The sequence below is a fragment of the Desulfosoma sp. genome (assembly GCF_052743555.1).
The window spans coordinates 104,412-125,176 of the sequence record NZ_JBRAHS010000010.1 but is presented as its reverse complement, the minus strand read 5'-3'; the positions used below and the strand labels follow the sequence as shown (position 1 = coordinate 125,176).

General features: G+C 57.2%; 23 protein-coding genes. 17 read left to right on the top strand and 6 right to left on the bottom strand.

The genetic code is table 11. The features are described 5' to 3' along the window. The 8 genes from ACUVSA_RS08305 to ACUVSA_RS08270 form a co-directional block, all read left to right on the top strand. A partial coding sequence (locus ACUVSA_RS08305; RefSeq protein ID WP_445894453.1) for a MarR family winged helix-turn-helix transcriptional regulator occupies positions 1–620 on the top strand: 620 nt, incomplete at its 5' end. A 305-nt stretch (positions 621–925) separates the two neighbouring features. Further along, the gene (locus tag ACUVSA_RS08300) at positions 926–1,483 is read left to right on the top strand and encodes a DsrE/DsrF/DrsH-like family protein (RefSeq protein WP_445894452.1); all 558 of its coding nucleotides are present in this window, start codon (positions 926–928) and stop codon (positions 1,481–1,483) included. Positions 1,484–1,554: 71 nt separating this feature from the next. Beyond that, entirely contained in the window at positions 1,555–1,797 is a 243-nt protein-coding gene (locus ACUVSA_RS08295) for a sulfurtransferase TusA family protein (protein ID WP_445894451.1), read from the top strand. A gap of 108 nt (positions 1,798–1,905) precedes the next feature. After that, positions 1,906–2,397, top strand: coding sequence for a hypothetical protein (locus ACUVSA_RS08290; protein WP_445894450.1), 492 nt, complete (start codon positions 1,906–1,908; stop codon positions 2,395–2,397). A gap of 221 nt (positions 2,398–2,618) precedes the next feature. Continuing rightward, the gene (locus tag ACUVSA_RS08285; RefSeq protein ID WP_445894449.1) at positions 2,619–3,275 is read left to right on the top strand and encodes a 4Fe-4S dicluster domain-containing protein; all 657 of its coding nucleotides are present in this window, start codon (positions 2,619–2,621) and stop codon (positions 3,273–3,275) included. After that, complete coding sequence (locus ACUVSA_RS08280; RefSeq protein ID WP_445894448.1) at positions 3,190–3,879, top strand: (Fe-S)-binding protein; 690 nt, start codon at positions 3,190–3,192, stop codon at positions 3,877–3,879. The genes ACUVSA_RS08285 and ACUVSA_RS08280 overlap by 86 nt, the downstream gene beginning before the upstream one ends. Before the next feature lie 279 nt (positions 3,880–4,158). Beyond that, complete coding sequence (locus tag ACUVSA_RS08275) at positions 4,159–5,064, top strand: OmpP1/FadL family transporter (protein ID WP_445894447.1); 906 nt, start codon at positions 4,159–4,161, stop codon at positions 5,062–5,064. A gap of 588 nt (positions 5,065–5,652) precedes the next feature. After that, positions 5,653–6,432, top strand: coding sequence for a thymidylate synthase (locus ACUVSA_RS08270; protein ID WP_445893182.1), 780 nt, complete (start codon positions 5,653–5,655; stop codon positions 6,430–6,432). On the opposite strand, the gene ACUVSA_RS08265 is transcribed toward ACUVSA_RS08270, so the two are convergent. After that, the gene (locus ACUVSA_RS08265) at positions 6,429–6,749 is read right to left on the bottom strand and encodes a heavy metal-binding domain-containing protein (RefSeq protein ID WP_445893188.1); all 321 of its coding nucleotides are present in this window, start codon (positions 6,747–6,749) and stop codon (positions 6,429–6,431) included. The two genes, ACUVSA_RS08270 and ACUVSA_RS08265, sit on opposite strands and share 4 nt — an antisense overlap. Before the next feature lie 146 nt (positions 6,750–6,895). Here ACUVSA_RS08265 and ACUVSA_RS08260 point away from each other — a divergent pair, with 146 nt between their 5' ends. The 4 genes from ACUVSA_RS08260 (at position 6,896) to ACUVSA_RS08245 (ending at position 13,437) form a co-directional block, all read left to right on the top strand. After that, entirely contained in the window at positions 6,896–7,795 is a 900-nt protein-coding gene (locus ACUVSA_RS08260; protein ID WP_445894446.1) for a Tim44 domain-containing protein, read from the top strand. Between the two features lie 399 nt (positions 7,796–8,194). Continuing rightward, positions 8,195–11,398, top strand: coding sequence for a carbamoyl-phosphate synthase large subunit (gene carB / locus ACUVSA_RS08255; RefSeq protein WP_445894445.1), 3,204 nt, complete (start codon positions 8,195–8,197; stop codon positions 11,396–11,398). A gap of 266 nt (positions 11,399–11,664) precedes the next feature. Beyond that, positions 11,665–12,990, top strand: a complete 1,326-nt coding sequence (locus ACUVSA_RS08250; RefSeq protein ID WP_445894444.1) for a DUF362 domain-containing protein — start codon at positions 11,665–11,667, stop codon at positions 12,988–12,990. A 57-nt stretch (positions 12,991–13,047) separates the two neighbouring features. Beyond that, positions 13,048–13,437 (top strand): metallopeptidase family protein, encoded by a 390-nt coding sequence (locus tag ACUVSA_RS08245; protein WP_445894443.1) that lies wholly within the window; start codon positions 13,048–13,050, stop codon positions 13,435–13,437. Between the two features lie 89 nt (positions 13,438–13,526). Here the strand turns inward: ACUVSA_RS08245 and ACUVSA_RS08240 are convergent, their stop codons facing one another. Beyond that, positions 13,527–14,102 (bottom strand): rhodanese-like domain-containing protein, encoded by a 576-nt coding sequence (locus tag ACUVSA_RS08240; protein ID WP_445894442.1) that lies wholly within the window; start codon positions 14,100–14,102, stop codon positions 13,527–13,529. 220 nt (positions 14,103–14,322) lie between these two features. Here ACUVSA_RS08240 and ACUVSA_RS08235 point away from each other — a divergent pair, with 220 nt between their 5' ends. Both ACUVSA_RS08235 and ACUVSA_RS08230 read left to right on the top strand, forming a co-directional pair. Next, complete coding sequence (locus ACUVSA_RS08235; RefSeq protein ID WP_445894441.1) at positions 14,323–14,904, top strand: Tll0287-like domain-containing protein; 582 nt, start codon at positions 14,323–14,325, stop codon at positions 14,902–14,904. A gap of 240 nt (positions 14,905–15,144) precedes the next feature. Further along, a complete protein-coding gene (locus ACUVSA_RS08230) occupies positions 15,145–15,285 on the top strand; it encodes a hypothetical protein (RefSeq protein ID WP_445894440.1) in 141 nt (46 codons plus the stop codon). 45 nt (positions 15,286–15,330) lie between these two features. On the opposite strand, the gene ACUVSA_RS08225 is transcribed toward ACUVSA_RS08230, so the two are convergent. The 4 genes from ACUVSA_RS08225 to dtd all read right to left on the bottom strand — a co-directional run bounded on the left by ACUVSA_RS08225 (position 15,331) and on the right by dtd (position 18,167). Continuing rightward, complete coding sequence (locus tag ACUVSA_RS08225; RefSeq protein ID WP_445894439.1) at positions 15,331–16,407, bottom strand: Lrp/AsnC ligand binding domain-containing protein; 1,077 nt, start codon at positions 16,405–16,407, stop codon at positions 15,331–15,333. Further along, a complete protein-coding gene (locus tag ACUVSA_RS08220) occupies positions 16,343–16,999 on the bottom strand; it encodes a metallophosphoesterase family protein (RefSeq protein ID WP_445894438.1) in 657 nt (218 codons plus the stop codon). The genes ACUVSA_RS08225 and ACUVSA_RS08220 overlap by 65 nt, the downstream gene beginning before the upstream one ends. Before the next feature lie 40 nt (positions 17,000–17,039). Beyond that, on the bottom strand, positions 17,040–17,585 hold the full coding sequence (locus tag ACUVSA_RS08215) for a hypothetical protein (RefSeq protein ID WP_445894437.1): 546 nt from the start codon (positions 17,583–17,585) through the stop codon (positions 17,040–17,042). Between the two features lie 132 nt (positions 17,586–17,717). Next, positions 17,718–18,167, bottom strand: coding sequence for a D-aminoacyl-tRNA deacylase (dtd, locus tag ACUVSA_RS08210; protein WP_445892988.1), 450 nt, complete (start codon positions 18,165–18,167; stop codon positions 17,718–17,720). A 95-nt stretch (positions 18,168–18,262) separates the two neighbouring features. Here dtd and ACUVSA_RS08205 point away from each other — a divergent pair, with 95 nt between their 5' ends. From ACUVSA_RS08205 to ACUVSA_RS08195, 3 genes are all read left to right on the top strand, one after another. Next, a complete protein-coding gene (locus ACUVSA_RS08205) occupies positions 18,263–19,636 on the top strand; it encodes a B12-binding domain-containing radical SAM protein (protein ID WP_445894436.1) in 1,374 nt (457 codons plus the stop codon). A 208-nt stretch (positions 19,637–19,844) separates the two neighbouring features. Beyond that, on the top strand, positions 19,845–20,198 hold the full coding sequence (locus ACUVSA_RS08200) for an NADH-quinone oxidoreductase subunit A (protein WP_445894435.1): 354 nt from the start codon (positions 19,845–19,847) through the stop codon (positions 20,196–20,198). Between the two features lie 32 nt (positions 20,199–20,230). After that, positions 20,231–20,758, top strand: coding sequence for an NADH-quinone oxidoreductase subunit B (locus ACUVSA_RS08195; RefSeq protein WP_445893003.1), 528 nt, complete (start codon positions 20,231–20,233; stop codon positions 20,756–20,758). Positions 20,759–20,765: the final 7 nt, after the last annotated feature.

Genomic DNA, 20,765 nt, shown 5'->3' with positions numbered 1-20,765 from the left:
AAGGGAAGCGTTCGCCAAGACCCAATCGAAAAGTCCAGGGCGCTCCCCTTTTTCGAACCACCCCGGCTCTGGAACTCCGTCTCACGGCCCCTCATTTTTTTCTTGACCTCTTGAAATTTTCGGGTTCATATGTTCACACTATGAACGAAAAGACGAATTCATCGGACGGTTATTTTGCATTGCAGGTGCGGCGCTTTCAGCAGCTCATGGAAGAGGTGCTTCTGTCCTGCGAGACGCGGGCGGCGCATCTTTCCAAGAAATTCGGTCTTCCTGATGCGGAATTGCGGTGTTTGATGCTGTTTCGCGAGGACAAATACCTGACGGTCAAGGGGTTGGCCCAGAAGATGGATGTGGCCAAGAGCCGGGTGACCAAGATCGTGTCGGGCCTGTTGGCCAAGGACTTGGTGGCGCGCATCGACGACCCCACGGACGGGCGCATTCGACTGATTCATCTCACGGCCAAGGGGCGGGCCACCTGTGAAGAAATCGCCGCCTTCATCGGCACCGTGCATGAGATGATTCTGCAGGAACTGAGCCCTGAGGAGCGCGCGGCGGTGCTGACGGCTTTGGAGCGGCTGCGCACCAGCATGGAAACGGTCCAAGAAAAGGTGTTTTCTTAGGAGGATGTTCGAGAATGGCTTTTCGAGGGCCTTTTCCTTTCATTGTGGAGAGCGCCGCAAGGCGCGATCAGGCGTCGCGGCTCGCGCCGCTGTTACGGAAGGTGTTCTCGGACAGGCTCCTGGAGACGGGGGGAGGAATGGTCCAGAAGGGCACTTTGCGAGCCGATAAAAGCGCCGCGGCCTGGTTCACTCCCTGTGAGCAGGGACGGTTCATTACGGCCAAGGGCAGATAGTTACTAAAGATTTTTTTTGGCCATATAGTTAACACTGTTAACAAGGTAAAGACTTGGGCAGCGGAGGTCATCATGACGCAGGATTTGGCGGCGGTGGAACAACAGGTGGCGGAGTTGCGGGCGCAGCTGGATGCGCTCCACAGAAGAGTTCCTTCCAACAAGCTTTCCATGGTGGTTTTCAGCGGCGATTTGGACCGAGCCTTGGCGGCTTTCATCATTGCCACAGGGGCCGTGGCCATGGGCATGGAGGTGGTCATGTTCTTTACCTTTTGGGCCACGCCGATTCTGCGCGATGCCGGCAAAAAGGTAAAAGACAAAGACCTTTTGGGGAAAATGGTTTGGGCCATGCTGCCTAAGGGAGCTTGTGCGGTGAAGCTGTCCAAGATGAACATGGGCGGCTTGGGCACCACCATGATGAAGCATCTCATGAAGCAGAAAAACGTGGCCAGCTTGGACCAGATGATCGCTTTGGCCGGAGAATTGGGTGTGCAGATTTATGTATGTGAGCTTTCCATGGAACTTATGGGGTTTAAGCGAGAAGAGATGATTGAGTACCCGTCCATGGACTTTTGCGGTGTGGCCAAGTTTTTGGAAGAAGCCATGGACAGCCGCGTGCAGTTGTTCATTTAGGCTTCGGCGCCTCATCAAGAGGCGTGAAGAGATCGAGGGCTGTTTTTGTCTCAGGACAAGGAGGATGGATCATGAGTGAGTCGATTCAGGCAGACATGGTCATGGACTTGAAGGGGCTGCCGTGTCCCATGCCGGTGGTGAAGGTGAGCAAGGGCATCAAGGAAGTGCAGGTGGGCCAGATTTTGGAAGCGCAGACCACCGATCCGGGATCCTTGACGGATTTTCCAGCCTGGGCCCGCACCAGTGGCAATGAGATCGTGGGGACGCAGCAGGAAAACGGCATCATTCGCATTTTTATCAAACGCACGGTGTGATGTCGGCCACGGTTTCCACAGCTTGCCGGGCCGGTGCGGTCGGTGCCGACGGCCGGTTCGGCAGGTCGTGGATCAAGGGCCAGGGCTCTTGGCCTCGAGGGGGAATCCATGCAGACCGTCTATTATCTGGTTTTGGTTCCCATGGTGTACGCGGCTTTCGCCGTTTTCATTTTCGGGACAGCGTGGCGTCTCGCGCAAACGGCCCGCCGACCCGCTCATGGCGCCACGTTGCAGATCTTTCCCAAGAAAGACCCCGCATGGCTCTACGCCGTGGCGGACACCTTTTTCATGCCCTCCATTCTTCGTCACAGCCCCGTTCTGTGGTTCTTTTTGGCGGTTTTTCATCTGGCCGTGGCCCTGCTGATCATCGGGCATCTGGAATTGTTTGCCCAGTGGCGCCTTTTGCAGATCGTGCCCCACGAGGTCTTTTTGGGCAAAGGCTTTGTCGGGCTGGCGGCGTCCGTATCCCTTTTGTTTCTTTTCTTTCGGCGGTTTCACGCGCCCGTGCGCGACCTTTCCGTTCCGGAAGACTATTACCTGCTGATTCTTCTCTTTCTCACCGTGATTTTTGGCAGCCAGATGGATTGGGCGCGGCGCTGATTCGACTATGATGTGCTGGGTGTCGAGGCCTATCGAGCTTATCTGTGGAGCCTGGTGACCTGAAACCCTTTGTGCCGGACGAAATCGTCTATTCCGGGCATGGGTTCATGCTGGTGCTTCCTGTGTTTTTCGCCAATGTGTTTCTTATGGTTTTTTCCGTTCACGAAAATGATGCACACGTTCCTGGCCCTGCCCATGAACCTTTTAAAGAGAGGCTAGCCATGGACTCCCAGACGCGAGAGGAACTGTTCAAGCTCTTTCAAAGTAAGCTCAATCGGGCCATGGTATATTATTTGGAAACGTGTACGCGGTGCGGCGTGTGCACCACGGCCTGCCATGTCTATCAATCCATGCCCCAGGCGAAATATATCCCGGCCTATCGAGCGGAAATCGTTCGACGTATCTATAAGAAATATTTAAAGGCTCAGGGCACCTTGTGGCCCAGTTACGGGGACGCGAAAGAACTGACCGAGGCGGCTCTGCAAGAGCTCTACGACACGGCCTACTCCTGTACAGGCTGCCGCCGGTGCATGGTTTATTGCCCCTTCGGCATCGACACCCAGATGATCATGTCCATCGCCAAGCTGCTTCTCGTGGGTGCGCATGCGGAGCCGGAGATTCTGACCCTTCTGGCGGACACATCTATTGAAAAGGGGCGATCCCTGGAGTTTTTCAAAGAAGGATTTCTTCAGGGGGTCAAGAACCTGGAACAGCAAGTGGTGGCAAAATGGAAGATGGAAGCGGAGGGCAAAACCGTCATTCCCGTGGATGTGGGGGGGCGATCTCCTTTATGTGGCCCTGGCCGGTGCCCATTCCATCATTCCAGCGGCGGCGGTTTTCAATGCCGCAAAAGAAAACTGGACCCTCAGTTTCTTTGAAGCGGTCAATTTTGGCGCCTTTGTGGGGGATCCCACCCGCACCAAGCTCATTTTGGACCGCATTGTTCAGGAAGCTTTACGCCTGAAAGTCAAGGAGGTGTGTATCTGTGAGTGCGGCACGGCCTATCGGGTCATGAAGCAATTGTCTGGGCGCCAGCCCTTTAAAGTCAGCTTGGTGACGGAAGTCCACGCACGGTATCTTCGGGAAGGTCGCATTCGTGTGCGCAAGGACGTTTTTCAGGGGCAGGTGATCACGTACTACGACCCGTGTCAGATCGCTCGAAACGGCGGTGTTCTGACGGAGCCCCGTTATATTTTGCAACAGCTTGCCGAAGACTATAGAGAAATGGCTCCGGATCCCCGTTATAATTATTGCTGCGGCGGAGGTGGCGGGCTGGTGGCCCTGGGCGAGGATACCTTGGATTTTCGTATGAAATCCGCGCGAGTCAAGGCCGAACAGGTGCGCCAAACCCAGGCGACGATCCTGGCCACAGCCTGCGAAAACTGCCACACCCAGCTCAGCGATCTCAACAAACACTACGATTTGGGCGTGAACGTCCAGTTCCTGACCTCCATGGTGGCCGACGCACTGGACCTTTCCTAAGGTCCCGGGACGCGGGCCTGTCGAGCAAAAGGGCATGGCGGCGCGCCGTGTGCCGCGGCGCGGCTTTTGAGGAGCCGCTTTTGTGATATCATCCACAAGGTCAACATGTTAAAAAAGGTGCGACGGCGACCTTTCGATGAGAAGGGCCACCAACGGCAACTGAGGGATTTTCAAAAAGGAAGGAGGAAAGGCGGAATGATTTTCAGCGGATAGTGAAGAAAAGGTCTAGCCCATTCCCGCTATCGGCCTTGCGGTGCCCATAACGGATCGGCCGCCCTTTTGGCGCTTCGGTCTTTCCACCTACGGCGTTTCGGCCTTGAGGTGGACTACAAAGGCACGGCCGTGGATCAACCGGCTTTTTGCATCTTCGGCCCCATGGGATCTTTTCCTCTGGTTGCCGAAGCCTATACTGAATTAACCATCATGAAATTCGCTCCGGCCATCACCTTTCAACCCTTTGAAAAATTTTCCTTTGGTCCGGCGCTCCACGTCGATTATGCCACCCTAGACCTGCGGCAAGGCTCTTCCGCCGGCTACGGCGTCGGTGTGCAACTGAGCACCATTTTCAAAGCGACGGACAGCCTCTCTTTCGGCATCAGCTACACCTCTCCTCAAAATGTGAACCACGACGATGTGGCCGACTTTGACGGCGATGGAACCTTAGATCGCCTCAAGCTGGAATCACCTCACCAGATCGCCTTTGGTGCCGCCTACCATCTCAACAACAAGTTCCTGCTGGAAGCCGACCTGAAATGGCTCAACTGGTCCGAGGCCAATGGATACCAAGAAATCGATTGGGATGATCAATGGGTTTTCGGGATCGGGGCCCAATACAAACCTTTTTTCAAGCTCACTCTGCGAGCCGGCTATTGTTACGGCAAGAATCCCTTAAACACCATCGACGGCTTTCAGGGACCGGCGCCGGTATCCGTTCAGGGAAAGACCATGCCCACTTACTACTACGAAACCTTTCGTATCGTGGGGTTTCCGGCCATTGTGGAGCACCATGTGACTTTGGGTGTCGGCTACGAGTTTACACCGCGCTTTTCGCTGCAGGCCGGGTTCGTCCACGCCTTTGAAAAGAGTATCAAAGAAACGGAAACGGATATGACGGGCCAACCGGTTTCTCTGAAGTCGACCTTGAGTGAAAACAGTGTGGATTTTGGGTTCACCTGGCGCTTCTAAAACTCACCGGAAAATGCTCTGGGAAGGTTCCTCTGCTCTGATGAAGCGGTTGCGAGGCTCAGTTTTTCCCAAGGACGGCCTTCGCGCCGTCCGCTGATCCACGGACCGCAAGGCGCTTGTCCCAAAACACATTGTTTACAGTTTGCGGCAGGGCAATTTCAATGAGTCGGAACGCTGCCTTTGGCCAAAATGGGCGTTCTCGGAAGGGACCAAGGCCGTGGTCCATTTCATCGCGCCGTACGCACCGATCCTGACGCCAAGAAAACGCTTTCCCGACAACGCTCCTGCACTGCGCCTCGGGGTTTCCTTGCAGCAATCCTGCAGCCGTTCGACCCTTATCTCGAAGCTTTTGGTGCCTTGACACGGCCGCCCCGGCTCTTCATAGTACCCTTTACAGGAAATCACGGCCCGCGGCTAGAAGTGTGTCCGAGAATGGCTTTTGGGAGCCGTTTTATTGCATTCTGTAGGAGCGCCGCGAGGCGCGATCAGGCGTTGCAGCGTGGGCCGCTTCTACGGAAGGTGTTCTCGGACAAGCTCAAAGGTTTCCCTGGGATCCTGGATGCTGAAGATGACGGAAAGGAACGGGGCATGTTAAAGCCGGCCTTTGTGGTGGCGCGGGACATTCCCGATTTATGGTATCAGCTGGTGCGCAAGGCCGTGGAGGAAGGTCGGGAATACAAGGTCGAGAAGGGGAGCACGCCCACCAAGCGCTGGGAGCTGGATTTTGTTTCCGCGCAGATCACCCACCCGGGCACGCGCCCTCTGGAGCCGGATATTCCTCCGGGAGTGGGCATTCCCAATCCTGTGGAGCCCGGTTACGCGGAAAAGTACCTTCCCTATTACATGACGGATGTGGCGCAGCCCGGGGAGCATTACACTTATGGCCAGGATCTGGCCTGGCAAATCGAGTGGGTGATCGACTACTACCGCAAGAACGGTCCTGGAACCAAGCACTGCTACATGACAGTGGGGCGCCCCGAAAGCCTTCTTTTTTACGACGAGTCCGTGGATTACGAGGAAGTGATTCGCGTTTCGGACCGAGCCACGGGACAGGTTCTTCGCACGCGCACCGTGACCAACGCGTTCAACAAAAAGGAACCCGGAACGACGCAGTGCCTGCGGGGTGTGGACACGGCCATCAAGTACGGCAAGCTGCATTTCAGCGTCCACTTTCGCAGTTGGAACCTGTGGAACGGACTCCCGGCCAATCTGGCCTGCCTGCAGTTGGTCAAGGAATATATGGCGCAGCAAATCGGGGTGGAAGACGGCGAAATGTTCGTCACCTGTTTGAAACTGGGCTTGGCGGAAGCTTACTTTGACCTGGCGCGGCTGCGCCTCTACCTCAACACGCCCCGCAACCCATTCTAGCCCAGCCGCACCGCCGTGCCGCTGACGCTGACCATGAGCATGCCGTTCTTTTCCCCCAGCACCTCGTAATCGATGTCCATGCCCACCACGGCGTCCGCTCCCAGGCTGAGGGCGGCCGCCTTGAGTTCTTCAAGAGCCGTCTCTCGCGCCTTGCGCAGCTCCTTTTCATAGGCCGCGGAACGGCCACCCACAATGTCTCGAATCCCCGCAAAGAGGTCGCGAAAGAGGTTGGCCCCCATGATGGCTTCGCCCGTGACGATGCCGAGGTAAGCCGTGATGTGACGACCATCGACGTTCGGGGTCGTGGTGAGGATCATCGAAAGCCCTCCGTTCGTTTTGAGTTGCCCTACCTCCATACCTCAGTTACCTTTTCACTTACGAAATCGGTTTGAAGAACGCAACAGGTTTTCAAACTGCAGGCACCGCGTGAAAGCTTGAAGGTCAAAGGAGAGGTAGAGCATCCATGATGAGAAGACGTTTTCTTGCGCTGTGCGGGTTGTGTGTTGTGGGTTTGTTTCTGTGGTCTCTCTGGGCCGACGTGGCGGACGCGGCGCGCTTTGGTGGTGGAAAATCCTTTGGAAGCCGGCCCAGCTATCAGCGCAGCACTCCGGCACCGTCCAGGTCTTATACCACACCCCAGCGAGACCCCGGGTCCATGAGCGGCGGCGCCATAGCCAGGTCCCCTTTATCGTCGCCGATGCGTTCGTGGGGAGGCATGTTGGGTGGTCTTCTGATGGGGGGTCTTCTCGGGTCGCTGCTTTTTGGGGGCACCCATGCCTGGGGAGGCCCGAGTCTTTTGGATCTTCTCGTTATCGGCGGCGCCTTGTTTCTTCTGTTTCGGTTTTTGAAAGCGAGGCGATTGGCGACGTCGTCAGCGACAGGATTCAACACGACCGGCTCGCCGACCTGGGCGAACACAGGGGGCGACCCGGGTGAGGAGGGGACCCGTGGGTTTGCGGCGGCATCGGCTTCCAGCCCTTCTCAGCCCAGGGTCCCTCAGGATTTCGATGCTCAGGAATTTATGGAAAAAGCCAAGGCGCTTTATGTCCAACTGCAGGAAGCGTGGGATCGGCGGGACATGGAGGCGATACGACCGCTGGTGTCCCTCGAAGTTTTTGAGGAAATTCAACGCCAGGCCCAAGAGGATGCTCCACCGAGCCGCACGCACCTGTTGTGGATTAACCCCGAGCTTTTGGAAGTGCGGGAATTGGACGGGCATACGGTGGCGTCGGTGCTCTTTGACGTCATGATGCGGGAAACGGACCAGGAAATGGCCAAGCAGGTTCGAGAGCTGTGGCATTTTCGGCGCCATGGGGCCACTCAAGCGTGGATTGTCGAAGGGTTACAGCAGGTGGCCGGCTAAAAGCGTGTCCGACAATGGTTTGGCCGCGTCCTTTCGACTTTACAGTGGAGGAGCGCCGCATGGCGCGATCTTCACATGGGGCCGAACGGCCGGGGAAACCGCGTCGACATGGGGGTCGCGGCCTGCGCCGCTCCAACTGAAGGTCTACCTGGAGACGCTCCGAGTGGCCGAACGCCCGATGCCCTGACAAGAAGCTCACAAAACTGGGCCTCGGCGCCTTAGGGTGCCGAGGCCCGTTTTTTGCCGTGGCCCACCTCCCCTGCCCCATTTCGCTGCAGCACACCCTAGGCAGAACGGCATCCTTTCTGCTATAGTCCCCCGCCGAACTTCGGGCCGTGTGCCCGCTTTTCCGCTGCGATGCGACATCCCTTAACTTTGGACTCGAAAGGCGGTTCCCCTATGCCCAGAGGACAGGACATTCACAAGGTGTTGATCATCGGATCAGGCCCCATTGTCATTGGGCAGGCCTGCGAATTTGACTACTCGGGCACGCAAGCCTGCAAGGCTTTGCGCAAGCTCGGCTATAAGGTGGTGCTCGTCAATTCCAATCCCGCCACCATCATGACCGATCCAGGTATGGCCGATGTGACCTATGTGGAGCCGCTTACGGTGGAATACCTGGAAAAGATCATTGCCAAGGAGCGCCCCGATGCGGTGCTGCCGAACCTGGGCGGGCAAACGGGATTGAACCTCACGGCGCAACTCCATCGCCAGGGCATCCTGGATCGTTATGGCGTGCGCATTATCGGTGTGCAGGCGGAGGCCATCGAACGGGGAGAAGACCGCATTGCTTTCAAAGAGACCATGGACCGTTTGGGCATTGAAATGCCCCGCAGCCGCCCCGCTTTCAGCGTGCAGGAGGCCGAAGAGATTGCCGCCGAATTGGGATATCCCGTGGTCATTCGACCAGCATACACCTTGGGTGGCACCGGAGGGGGGCTGGTTTACAATGTGGAGGAGCTGCGTACGGTGGCCGGCCGAGGCCTTGCCGCCAGCATGGTTGGGCAGATTCTGGTGGAAGAATCGGTGCTGGGCTGGGAAGAACTGGAATTGGAAGTGGTCCGAGACGCCAAGGACCAGTGCATCACCGTGTGTTTCATTGAAAACGTGGATGCCATGGGGGTGCACACGGGCGATTCCTTTTGCACGGCCCCCATGCTCACCATCGATGCCGCCTTGCAAAAACGTTTGCAACAAGCGGCCTATGCCATTGTGCGAGCCATTGAGGTCATCGGAGGCACCAACATTCAGTTTGCCCATGACCCCAAAACGGGGCGTGTGGTGGTCATTGAGATCAACCCGAGAACCTCTCGGTCTTCGGCCTTGGCTTCCAAGGCCACGGGCTTTCCCATAGCGCTCATTTCGGCCATGTTGGCCGCCGGGCTCACCCTGGACGAAATACCTTATTGGAAGGAGGGCACCCTGGATAAATATGCCCCCTGGGGGGACTATGTGGTGACCAAATTCGCCCGATGGACCTTTGAAAAGTTTCCAGGATCCCACGATAGGCTGGGGACCCAGATGCGGGCCGTGGGAGAGGTCATGAGCATCGGGAAAAACTTCAAGGAGGCCCTGCAAAAGGCGGTGCGTTCCCTGGAAATCGGCCGATACGGTTTGGGATTTGCCAAGGACTTTCACACCAAAACCTTGGAAGAGCTCCTGGAAATGCTGGCAGAACCCAGCAGTGAACGGTATTTTCTTATCTATGAAGCGCTGCGCCGGGGTGCCGACATCGATACCCTTTACCGAAAGACTTTCATCAAGCCCTACTTCCTGGAACAGATGCGGGAGCTGGTCCTTCTGGAAGAAGAAATTCTCGGCTATCGAGGTCGAGAGCTTCCCGACGACTTGTTGCGCCGCGCCAAGCAGGACGGCTTCAGCGATCGGTACTTGGCGATGCTTTTGAATGTTCCGGAAACGGCCATCAGACAACGACGCACAGAGCTGGGCATCGTGCACGGATGGCAGATTCTGCCCGTCAGCGGCGTGGAAAATGCCGCCTATTACTATTCCACTTACAACGCGCCCGATCAGGTTCCATCCAGGGATTGCCCAAAGGTGATGGTCCTTGGCGGAGGTCCCAATCGCATCGGCCAGGGTATCGAATTCGACTACTGCTGTGTTCATGCGGCCTTTGCTTTGAGGGAGATGGGCTATGAGACCATCATGGTGAACTGCAACCCCGAAACCGTTTCCACGGATTACGACACCTCGGACAAGCTCTACTTTGAACCCGTCACCGTGGAGGACGTGCTCGCCATCTATGAAAAAGAAAAGCCCATGGGCGTCGTGGTCCAGTTCGGCGGCCAAACGCCGCTCAACATCGCCCGAGAACTGGCCGAAGCGGGCGTGACCATTTTGGGCACCTCACCCGATGCCATCGACTTGGCGGAAGATCGCGATCGTTTTCGAAAGCGCATGGAAGCACTGGGCATTCCCATGCCCGATTCGGGCATGGCCGCCACCTTGGAGGAAGCTTTGGAGGTTGCGCAGCGCATCGGCTATCCTCTGATGGTTCGGCCTTCTTATGTGTTGGGAGGCCGAGGCATGGAGGTGGTCTACGATGAAGAGATGCTGCGCGAATATGTTCGGGCGGCCGTCGGTGTGACACCGAACCGGCCCATTCTCATCGACCGTTTTCTGGAAGACGCCATCGAGGCGGAAGCCGATGCTTTAGCGGACGGCAAGGACGCCTTTGTCCCGGCGGTCATGGAACACATTGAAAGGGCTGGTATTCATTCGGGGGATTCCGCCTGTGTCATACCACCCATCAGCATACCGGCGCGCCATCTGGAAACCATTCGAGAATACACGCGCCGCATTGCCGTGGAACTCCACGTGGTGGGTCTCATGAACATTCAGTACGCCATCGCCAAGGACACGGTCTATGTGCTGGAAGCCAATCCTCGAGCATCGCGAACGGTGCCTTTGGTGTCCAAGGTGTGCAACATTCCCATGGTCCGCCTGGCCATGGAGCTGATGATGGGAAGAACTCTGGCGGATCTGGGCCTTTCCAGCACGCGGACCCTCGGGCATTACGGGGTCAAGGAAGCCGTGTTTCCGTTTAACATGTTTCCGGAAGTGGATCCGGTGCTGGGGCCTGAAATGCGCTCGACAGGGGAAGTGCTGGGCCTGGCGGAATCCTTTGGGCTGGCGTTTTTCAAAGCCGAAGATGCGGCCCTGCAGCGGCTTCCCGAAGAAGGCTGCGTGCTTTTTACCGTCACCGACAAGGACAAGCCGGCGGCTCTGGAAGTGGCCAAGCGGTTTCTTCAGATGGGATTCCGCCTTCGAGCGACCCGCGGTACCTTCCGCTATTTCAGGGATAATGGCCTGCCTTGTGACCCCATCGACAAGATGCATGAAGACCGGCCCAACATTGTGGACGCTGTGAAAAACGGCGAAATTCAACTGGTCATCAACACGCCCAGCGGTCGGCGCAGCGAATACGATGACTCCTATATTCGCAAAGCCGCCGTGAAATACAAGATACCGTACATCACGACCATTGCGGCGGCTGAAGCGGCGGCGCGGGGTATCGAGGCGTGGCGCCGCGGGCACGGGGACGTCAAGTCCCTTCAGGAATACCATGCCGCCATTCGATAAAAGACGGGGCCTCTTGAGGCTCCTTTCTGAAGGCCCGATCAAGGACATTGTCCGACCATAGCAGTGGGGTCTAATTGTGGCGTCGAAACGAGCTGAAAAGGCTGGGCCGTTCATGGACGCATGGGCTTGAGTGTAGGGGCGGCGTGAGCCGCAACCCTTGACCGCTGTGGGTTCCATGGCCATTCGGGTCCAGCCGGAGATCGTGCCGTGCGGCGCTCCGCCTGATGGCGTTCTCGGAGATGCTCTTCGCGGGGCGAGAGGGAAATATGGAAAGCAAGCATCGCGTCGGGCTTATAAAATATGAAAAGCCTTATGACTCGGTGGTTCGCGCGGTGGAGGCTGCCGGGGGTTTTGGTTCCGTGGGGCCGCACACCCGCGTTTTTGTCAAACCCAACGTGGTGTGCTGGACTTCCGAGACCCCTTTTCCCAAATGGGGTGTCATCACCACCACACGGGTGGTGGAAGATGTGGTGCGCTGTCTTAAGGAAGCCGGCGTGCAGCGCCTCCTTCTCGGCGAAGGTCTCGTGAATCTGAACCCCAAGGACACGGGACTGGCCGAAAGGGCTTTTCGAGCCTTGGGATATGAAACGCTGGCCAAGCGCTACGGCGTTCACCTGGTGGACGTGTTTCAGAGGCCCTTTCGCAAGGTGCCCATTACCGATGGCGTGGAACTGGATTTTAATGTGGACGCCCTGGACAGCGATCTCATCGTGAACCTACCCGTACTCAAAACCCACGCGCAGACCGTGGTCAGTTTGGGGATCAAAAATGTGAAGGGATTGATTGATCTCGCGTCTCGAAAGCGCTGTCACAGCCTCGACACACACTGGAACCTCCACCGCATGGTGGCGGCTTTACCCAAAGCCTTGCCCCCCACTTTTACGCTCATCGACGGCATCTACAGCAACGAGCGGGGTCCAGTTTTTGACGGTACGGCCCATCGCATGAATGTTCTTGTGGCTTCACAGAATGTTCTGTCGGCGGACTTGCTGGGTGCGGCGCTTTTGGGATATTCGGCCAAGGAAGTGCCGCACCTGGCTTGGGCCGCCCACGACGCCGGTCGTTCCGGGGATCTGTCGGATGTGCTCATTGAAGGGGCCTCGCTGGAAGCCCTGAGGCGTCCTCACGCTTACACTTTTGACTACAATGATCAGGGAACACTTCCCATGGGCATGGCCGCCATGGGCATTCAAGGAGTGAGGTATCGAAAGTACGACGACACGCTGTGCACCTATTGTTCGTTCATGAACGGATTGATTCTGACGGCCGTGGCTCGCGCCTGGCACGGTACACCGTGGGACGATGTGGAGGTGCTTACGGGAAAGGCCATGAGCCCCACGCCGGGCATGAAACACACGATCCTTTTAGGACGTTGTATGACCCGCCTGCATCGAGACAATGGGGCCATTCGTCATCCCATCGCCGTAGCGGGGTGCCCGCCCAAGCCGGCCGAAGTGGCCCGGGCATTTCATGAAGCCGGCATTCCGGTGGACCTATCCTTTCTGGAAAGCGCCGCCCTTTATCCCGGTCGGTTCATGAAAAAGTATGCGGGACGGCCTGAATTCGACGAATCCTTTTACCAGGCGGATTAAACCTGGCGGGTTTTTTCCGTATTTCGACGGCATTACACAGAATGGGGACATCCGGCCATGGCGGGCAAAAAAATCCGGCTCAACCGCAAGGCGTTTGAACAGATCGTCGAAAAGGCCGTAGAGCGCATTCCGTGGGACATTCGGCGACATCTCCAGAACATGGTGATTGCCGTGAAACGGCGGCCGAGCCGGGAACTGCTGGCGGAGTTGGGGCTTTCGCCCCAAGAGACTCTTTTGGGCTTCTACGATGGCGTGCCCTTGTCGGAGCGAAGTCTGACGGCCCCCCCTTTATACCCGGATACCATTTACATCTTTCAGGAGCCGCTGGAAGAGCTGTGCTGCTCCAGGGAAGAGCTCATGGAAGAAATCGAACGCACCGTGGTTCATGAGGTCGCCCATGCCTTGGGGATCAGCGATGAGCGCCTCGAGGAATTGGGTTACGGCTGAAGGTGGATCGGGCGTCAACAAAGGAGGACAAAGCGTTCATCCCTGAGGGGGAGGCCTTGATGGGCGTGGGGGCCTTGAACCTTTGAAGCTTACGGCTTGGGTATGAAAACCAGTTGAGGGTCCAGGCTGTAGGTCCAGGGAGCTCCGGAATTTTTCCAGCCGTTTTTCATGCACTTGCCGTCGTAATAACTTTCCGGATCTTTGATTTTATCACCCTCAAAACCGTCAACGATATTGTAGACGTTCGTGAAGCCGGCAGCCACCAGGCGTTCGATGGCCTTGGCGGCGCGGTGTCCCGAGCGACACATGACAAGGAGGACGTCGTTGGGTTGAAATCGTGCCTTGACCTGGGCTTCAAAATTGGGGTTCGGGGCCAAAGGAAAATCCTTCTTTTCGGCGTTCCACTCACCGGTCCAAAGCTCCAATGGAATATTCACGGCCATGGCGGGGTGGCCCACAAAGACGTACTCTTCCGGAGTCCGCACATCCACGATCTTGACCTTTTGAGGATCCGCCTTCCACATTTCATAGGCTTCCATGGCCGTCACATATTTATTGAGACTTGTTCTTTTCTTTTCGTCCGAAGGCGGGTCCGCGGCCATGGCGCCCGCGGTGAAAACCACAACGATCCATAAAGCAACCCACACGCATGCACGTCTTCGCATCTTTCGTCTCCTCCATTCTCGCCTTTCCCGTGGCTCAGCGGCCTCTGAACACGATCTTCTGCTGAGCCAAAGCATGCCTCGTCTGCCCCCACATTCCCCCTTGACCTAAAATTAAACATTGTTTTATCTCTGTCAACGATCAATGCGATTGTATAATAACTGCCTATGAAAAGGCTGAGAACAATGAGCGTGGGGGTGTTCCGTGCCAAAGGTTTCGAAAGTGCTAAGGCTTGTCGTGGTCGGTCTGCTGGCCGCCGTGTGTCTTGGGGCGGCGGAGACGGCGCCACAAGAAGAACGGGCTCGACAGTTGGGAGCCAATGCGGCGTTTGAACTGCAACGGGTCTTGAAGTCGGAGCTGACCTCTGCCATACAGGCAGGGGGTCCCGGGCAGGCCATTCGAGTCTGTGCGCAAAAGGCATTGCTTTTGACCCAGGGCATACCGCGCCTCATGGACGTGCCGTCCATGACCGTGAAGCGCACGAGTCTTCGATGGCGCAATGAGATGAATCGGCCCGACGCCATGGAAGCAAAAGTGCTCCACGAGATGGAAGCCCGCGCCCAGGCCCAAGAGCCTCTTGAAGCCGTGCTGCGGCTGCATAACAAGACCTATCATTACTTCGAACCGATCCGCACCACGGGCTTGTGCCTCACATGCCACGGCTTGGAAGAAAAAATGCCGGAAAACGTCAGGCAAGCCCTGGACACCCTTTACCCCGGCGACCGGGCTCGAGGCTATGCAGCCGAGGAATTTCGGGGCGTGATTCATGTGAGCATTCCACAGGCGGTGGTGGCGGAACCGTAACGGCCGAGACCCGTAGCCGGTTGGCCGAAAGCTTCCTGGAACTCCATGGTTTGTGCGGGTATGGTTGGTGATTGTCGTTCACACCAAGTCCTTCTAAAGGCCGTGCGCCGGTGATGTGATGCGCTTTTTCAAAGCATGAGTTCCAGGACCTATGAGGCCGTTCGAGAATGGCTTTTCGAGGGCGTTTTGTTTCGTTCTGTAGAAGGTGTTCTCGAAAAGGTTCCGCGACCTCGGGCTTTCGTGAGCTCCATTACGCAAGTGTGGATGGCCCTCGAGCGCGACGGGGTGCCCATGCCACTGGTGGTGGCTCGCATTGTCCTGTGCGGCGTTTTGGCGGTCCCAAGGGTGTCTCCACAAGGCCGGTTATGTCTGGGTGGGTGAGCCTGAAAGCGCCGGCGCCGCGCTGCGGGCAAGAAAGGCGGATAGTTAATTTTTGATGCGGGAGGTTCCGGGAATGAGCGTCTTGGTGGCAATCACGCCGGGCAGTTGGCGGATGTTTTCGTGAACGAATTGGGAAATGGTTTCCGCATCGGAACTGAGAAGGTCACGATGCAACTGCACTTTGACTAAGAGATCCACATCGCCAAAGACGCTGTGCACTTCCCGAACTTCTTCCAGATCCAGAAGCTTTTCCACAATGCGGTTTTCTTTTTTGGCTTGCACGTTCATGAGGACAAAAGCCGTGATGGTTCGTTGCATTTCCGGATAATGGAGCGTGTCGGCGTTTTTCATTTTTTCCCTGAAGGCCTCCATATCGTCGGGAAGCATGTCATTGAGGCCGATGCCGTACTGGCGCCGTTCCCCTTTTTCCCAGAGGCGCACAGACACGTAGGCGTAGAGGTCGGCGGTGGTTCGGCCGGGTAATCCCTCGGCCAGGCGTGCGCGGGACAACAGCCCCGTCAGGGGGCGGTAGATGTGAAGGTACCAATCCGCCGCCCCTTCCTTCAAAGTGATGTCTGGCCGTTCCCGTTCTTGAAGGTATTCCCGATGGCGCTGAATCTGGCTGAGTAGTCGGTCGTATTGGCCGGGTTCGGTGAGGGAAATGTCTGCGTGAAGGCCCGTGACATCGAGGAAATGGGCCCGTTGACGATAGATGGCGTCCCGAAGGTTGTCACCGGAGGGGATAAACTCCACGATGTGGGCCAGAATTTCGTCGTGGCCCAAGGCCTTGGCGGCGGCCACGCGGTGGTTGCCGTCTTCCACGTAATAGACATCTCGAATCTGCCACAATTTTACGGGCGGCAGGGCGGCTCCCTGACGCATGGCGTTCTTGATCTGTTCAAGCCGCTCCGAGGGCTTTCGACTCTTCAGCCGAAAGCGTTCGTCGAAATCCTGGTATCGGCCAACGCTGCCGACGATCTTGGCCAGGGGCACCGTACGCAGGCCGCGATCCCGGCATTCAAAGTTGCCGTCCTCGCGCTGCCATTCATGAAAGCCCTCAGCGCCGGGGGGTTCGCGAGGTGTTGGGTTGTACAGCCCGAGCCGAGCGAGCCATCGTTTCATGGTCTGTGTCCAGAATGTGCCAGCCGACGGTGTTGACAATAATGGTGTCTCCAAGCCGAAGGAGCCTTTGAGAGGGCTCGTGAAAGGTGCGGTGCACGTGCCCGTGAAGGAACCATCGAGGCTGGTGGGAACGAATGAAGCGGACGAAACATCGAAACCCACGGTGGCATAGGTCGTTTCCATCGCCGAAGCCTCGGGGCGGCGCGTGGGCGAGGACGATGTCCACGCCGCCGTGCCACCAGATGAGCGGGCGGGTTTTCCAGACGGTCCATTGCATCTGAGTTTCGGTGTATTGCATGGGGCCGCCGTTGTACCACATGGAGCCTTCAAAGCCGACGATGCGCAGTCCCTTGAAATGGACAAGGCGGCCATGGACATGGGTGGCGCCTTGTGGAGGTCGCCTGGCATGGCGAAGGTCATGGTTGCCGCGCACGTAGAACACGGGCACGCGAAAATCGTGGCCCAGGTAGGTTAAGTATTCCGGCGGCACATCGCCACAAGACAGCACCGCATCCAGAGGTTCCAAGGCCTCGGAGTGTGCCACGGGATAGAGTTCCGCACTGACCACGTCGGATATGGTCAAAAAACGCATGGCGCCCGCTCGCGTCGTCCTCCTCGAGCCGCTCGAAGGTTCATGAGCCGTTCAGCCCGCCTCCGGTAAGGTCTTGGGGCTGGGCGATGGGATAAAGCCGTTGGCCGAGCCGCAGGGCGAATCGAGTGTCGTCCAAGGGTTCGATCCATTGGGCCACCTGATAGTAGGCGGGCCTGGAAAAGCGCGCGGGAAAACGCCCCTGACGGACGCGGCAGTAAAGCACGTTTTCCGGGCCGACCCACAAGGTTTCCGGTTCCAAAATTTCGGTTTCCGCAAGATGCTTAAAGGTCAGTCGGATGGAGGTCTTTTCCGAGCCGTTGGTGACGCGGTCCACGCGCGTGATGACAAAGGGCGTGTCGGCCACGTCAATGGGATAGAGACGGCCCTGCCATTCCAGAACGTAGCGCCCGTCCTGAAGGAGGCGCAGGCATTGGTAGAAGGTCTCGAGGATTTCCTTTCGAAAGATAGGCCGATCTCCGTAAAACCAGTCTCCTTCACGGTCCACAAGAATGGGAATGTCCTCTCCATTGGGTGCCGTCGCGTGCGCACGGGCTCCAGTGGTATGCACGGTGTTGTCGTTCATCATGGCTCCTCTAGACATCAGGTTAAAAGCGTTTCTCAGTTGTTAGCGCGTGTCCGGCAAGGCTATGGCCGCTTCTTTTCGGCTTGCTGCCCTTCGACTCTTGGTGTTCTTGAGTACATTTCTAGACCTTTTCCATTAGAATGTTTTTTGACTATCCAAGAGCAGGGTCACGGGACCGTCGTTAGTCAAATGGACGGACATGGTTTCCTGAAAAACCCCGGTGGCGACGGGAACTCCCAAGGCCTTCACCGCCTGGACGAAAGTCTCGTAAAGACGGCGTGCGGGTTCGGCCGGTGCCGCTTCCACGAACGAAGGGCGGCGTCCCTTGCGGCAATCGCCCCACAAAGTGAATTGGGACACGGCCAAAACAGCCCCGCCTGTTTCCAGGACCGAACGGTTCAATTTCCCTTCGTCATCGGCAAAAATCCGCAGATGCACTATTTTGTCCGCAAGGTAGCGGGCGTCCGCCTCGGTGTCTTTGCGGCCCACGCCAAGGAGCACCAGAAGGCCGAATCCGATAGCTCCCACCTGCTGCCCCTGCACTTCTACGCTGGCTTGAGAAACGCGCTGCACGACGGCTCGCATGCATTCTTCCCTCTCGTTTTTGACCCCAGCCACCGCCGCAAGATATAAAAGGCCGCCGCAGAATGGCAAACGGTTTTGACAAAGGAAGGGAATGGATGGCCCGCTGCCCTACCGTGCTGCTCGTTAATCCGTGGATTACGGATTTTGCCGCCTATGATATGTGGGCCAAACCCCTGGGACTGCTGCTTCTGGGGGCTCTTCTGCGCGACGGAGGGTGCCGCGTCTTTTTGGTCGATTGTCTCCAGCGCCATGACCCGGAAACGCAAGAGCGTGCCGATGTTCTGCCCGGCCGAGACGATGCCTTTGGGACGGGAAAGTACGACAAAACGCCCATTGCTGTTCCCGCGCCCTTGGCGGACTTGAAGCGCCCCTATTTTCGCTACGGTATCCATCCGGAAAGTTTCCGAAACAAGCTCTCCCATGTGCCCAAACCGAATCTGATCTGTGTCACCTGCCATATGACCTATTGGTATCCTGGTGTTCAGGAAACCATCGCTCATATTCGGGACATCTGGCCGGGCGTCCCTGTATGGCTCGGGGGCATCTATGCGCGTTTGTGTACAGAGCACGCCCAAAGGCACAGTGGAGCCGACCGGGTCGTGGTCGGCTCCATGGATCAGGTGGCCAAAGCGCTGGAAGAGGCTTTGGGCCTCTCTTTCGAGAACCGTGCGGCCTGGCACAACCTTAGCCAGGCTCCCGCACCGGCGCTGGACCTCATTCCTTCGCCGACCTATGGGCCGCTGCTGTTGAGCCTGGGCTGTCCGTACCGGTGTCCGTATTGCGCGTCGTCGGTTCTGCAGAAAGAGCAGGTGGCCTTTTCGGTTCAGCGCATCTTTGATGAAATGCTTCGGTTTCATGAGCACACAGGAATTCGCGATTTTGCTTTTTACGACGATGCGCTGCTCTTGAACGGAAAGGTGGCGCTCAAAGAGCTTTTGAAGAGGGTTCTACGCACAGGATTGCGTTTAAGGTTTCACACCCCCAACGCTCTTCATGTTCGGGCCCTGACGGATCCGTCATGGTGCCGCCTTTTGTTTGAGGCGGGTTTTGTGACGGTGCGGCTGGGTTTGGAAACGACCAGCGCTGAGCGCCAACGTCGGTGGGGCGGCAAGACTGACCTCAAGATGTTTCACCAGGCCGTGGACAACTTGCATCGAGCAGGTTTTTCTTCCAAAAACATCGGGGTCTATCTCTTGGCAGGCGTTCCCCAACAGACGCCGGAAGAGGTGGCGGAAGCCATCGAAGTGGTGCAAAAGGCGCAGGCCCAGCCTTTTGTGGCGGAATTTTCCCCCATTCCCGGAACGCCCATGTGGCTCGAAGCGGTGAAAATCAGTGCCTATCCATTGGAAGCGGAACCTTTAACCCACAACAATTCGTTTTTTGCGTGCCAGCGTGCTGGCTTTCGCCGCGAAGACCTTGCAGCCTTAAAAAGACTGGCCCGTCAAGCCCGCCGCGCAGTGGCATCGTGATCGTTGGGAAGAAAGGTTCGTGAAAAATTTCTTGACCGCCCTTGATAAGGGCGCTATAGATTCTTGCCATTGTGGGCATCTGGCCGTTACATATGCGGCTGTGAAGTCGTGGCCGGGCGAAAGGGGGGCTATGGTGCGTGCCAAGGATCACAATCCCAGCTGGGATCCTTGGCGGCGCAGTGAGAACCATTGACATGGGATCGCGCGGATGAACCCTTACATTCCTGTCCTCATGATGCTTTTCCTGGCGGCGGCTACGGCCGCTGGCATGATCGTCGCCACCACCTACATCGGGCCGAAGAAGAAGTTTGCGGAAAAGATGGAGGTTTTCGAATGCGGCGAGAGCCCCATCGTTAACCCCAAGCAGAGGTTTTCGGTCAAGTTCTACTTGGTGGCCCTTTTCTTTGTGATCTTCGACATTGAAACCGTGTTTCTTTACCCCTGGGCGGTTCTGTTCAACGATCTGGGTTGGTTCGGCTTTGTGGAAATGATGCTTTTCGTTTTCATTTTGGCCGTCGGCCTGGCTTACATATGGCGCAGAGGAGCCTTGGAATGGGATTGAAGCTTTCGCGATGGAAAGCGACGCGTGACCTGATGACGAAGGCACGGGAAAGCACAGGGCCGGAAAGGCTACTGGACGGCAGCGTCGTGTTGACTCGGCTGGAAGCGGCGGTCAACTGGGCGCGCAAGTATTCCTTTTTCCTTTATCCCTTCGTGACGGCCTGTTGCGGCATGGAATTCATGTCCGTGGCTGGCCCGCGTTACGACCTGGACCGGTTCGGCGCGGCGCTGCCTCGATTTTCACCCCGCCAGGCGGATCTGCTCATGGTGGTGGGGACCATCAGCCACAAGCAAGCTCCTATTTTGGTCAAGGTCTACAACCAGATGGCGGAACCCAAGTGGGTTTTTGCCTTTGGCGTGTGCGCCGTATCCGGGGGGTTTTATGACAACTACTCCGTGGTGCAGGGCATCGATACCTTGATTCCCGTCGACATTTATGTGCCGGGGTGTCCGCCGCGCCCGGAAATGGTCTTGGATGGTCTTTTACAGTTGCAACAAAAGGTCAAGGAGGAGCGGTGGTCGGATTGGCCGCGGGGTGAAGCGCCGGTGAGCCGGTGTTAGGGCCGGA

What these genes read in the sequence shown, in the direction of transcription:
- ACUVSA_RS08200 (WP_445894435.1), top strand. Translation starts at nt 19,845, where the DNA reads ATGAACCCTTACATTCCTGTCCTCATGATGCTTTTCCTGGCGGCGGCT.
- ACUVSA_RS08285 (WP_445894449.1), top strand. Translation starts at nt 2,619, where the DNA reads ATGGACTCCCAGACGCGAGAGGAACTGTTCAAGCTCTTTCAAAGTAAG.
- carB (WP_445894445.1), top strand. Translation starts at nt 8,195, where the DNA reads ATGCCCAGAGGACAGGACATTCACAAGGTGTTGATCATCGGATCAGGC.
- ACUVSA_RS08290 (WP_445894450.1), top strand. Translation starts at nt 1,906, where the DNA reads ATGCAGACCGTCTATTATCTGGTTTTGGTTCCCATGGTGTACGCGGCT.
- ACUVSA_RS08205 (WP_445894436.1), top strand. Translation starts at nt 18,263, where the DNA reads ATGGCCCGCTGCCCTACCGTGCTGCTCGTTAATCCGTGGATTACGGAT.
- ACUVSA_RS08270 (WP_445893182.1), top strand. Translation starts at nt 5,653, where the DNA reads ATGTTAAAGCCGGCCTTTGTGGTGGCGCGGGACATTCCCGATTTATGG.
- ACUVSA_RS08225 (WP_445894439.1), bottom strand. Translation starts at nt 16,407, where the DNA reads ATGAAACGATGGCTCGCTCGGCTCGGGCTGTACAACCCAACACCTCGC.
- dtd (WP_445892988.1), bottom strand. Translation starts at nt 18,167, where the DNA reads ATGCGAGCCGTCGTGCAGCGCGTTTCTCAAGCCAGCGTAGAAGTGCAG.
- ACUVSA_RS08295 (WP_445894451.1), top strand. Translation starts at nt 1,555, where the DNA reads ATGAGTGAGTCGATTCAGGCAGACATGGTCATGGACTTGAAGGGGCTG.
- ACUVSA_RS08195 (WP_445893003.1), top strand. Translation starts at nt 20,231, where the DNA reads ATGACGAAGGCACGGGAAAGCACAGGGCCGGAAAGGCTACTGGACGGC.
- ACUVSA_RS08215 (WP_445894437.1), bottom strand. Translation starts at nt 17,585, where the DNA reads ATGATGAACGACAACACCGTGCATACCACTGGAGCCCGTGCGCACGCG.
- ACUVSA_RS08245 (WP_445894443.1), top strand. Translation starts at nt 13,048, where the DNA reads ATGGCGGGCAAAAAAATCCGGCTCAACCGCAAGGCGTTTGAACAGATC.
- ACUVSA_RS08220 (WP_445894438.1), bottom strand. Translation starts at nt 16,999, where the DNA reads ATGCGTTTTTTGACCATATCCGACGTGGTCAGTGCGGAACTCTATCCC.
- ACUVSA_RS08260 (WP_445894446.1), top strand. Translation starts at nt 6,896, where the DNA reads ATGATGAGAAGACGTTTTCTTGCGCTGTGCGGGTTGTGTGTTGTGGGT.
- ACUVSA_RS08265 (WP_445893188.1), bottom strand. Translation starts at nt 6,749, where the DNA reads ATGATCCTCACCACGACCCCGAACGTCGATGGTCGTCACATCACGGCT.
- ACUVSA_RS08300 (WP_445894452.1), top strand. Translation starts at nt 926, where the DNA reads ATGACGCAGGATTTGGCGGCGGTGGAACAACAGGTGGCGGAGTTGCGG.
- ACUVSA_RS08250 (WP_445894444.1), top strand. Translation starts at nt 11,665, where the DNA reads ATGGAAAGCAAGCATCGCGTCGGGCTTATAAAATATGAAAAGCCTTAT.
- ACUVSA_RS08240 (WP_445894442.1), bottom strand. Translation starts at nt 14,102, where the DNA reads ATGCGAAGACGTGCATGCGTGTGGGTTGCTTTATGGATCGTTGTGGTT.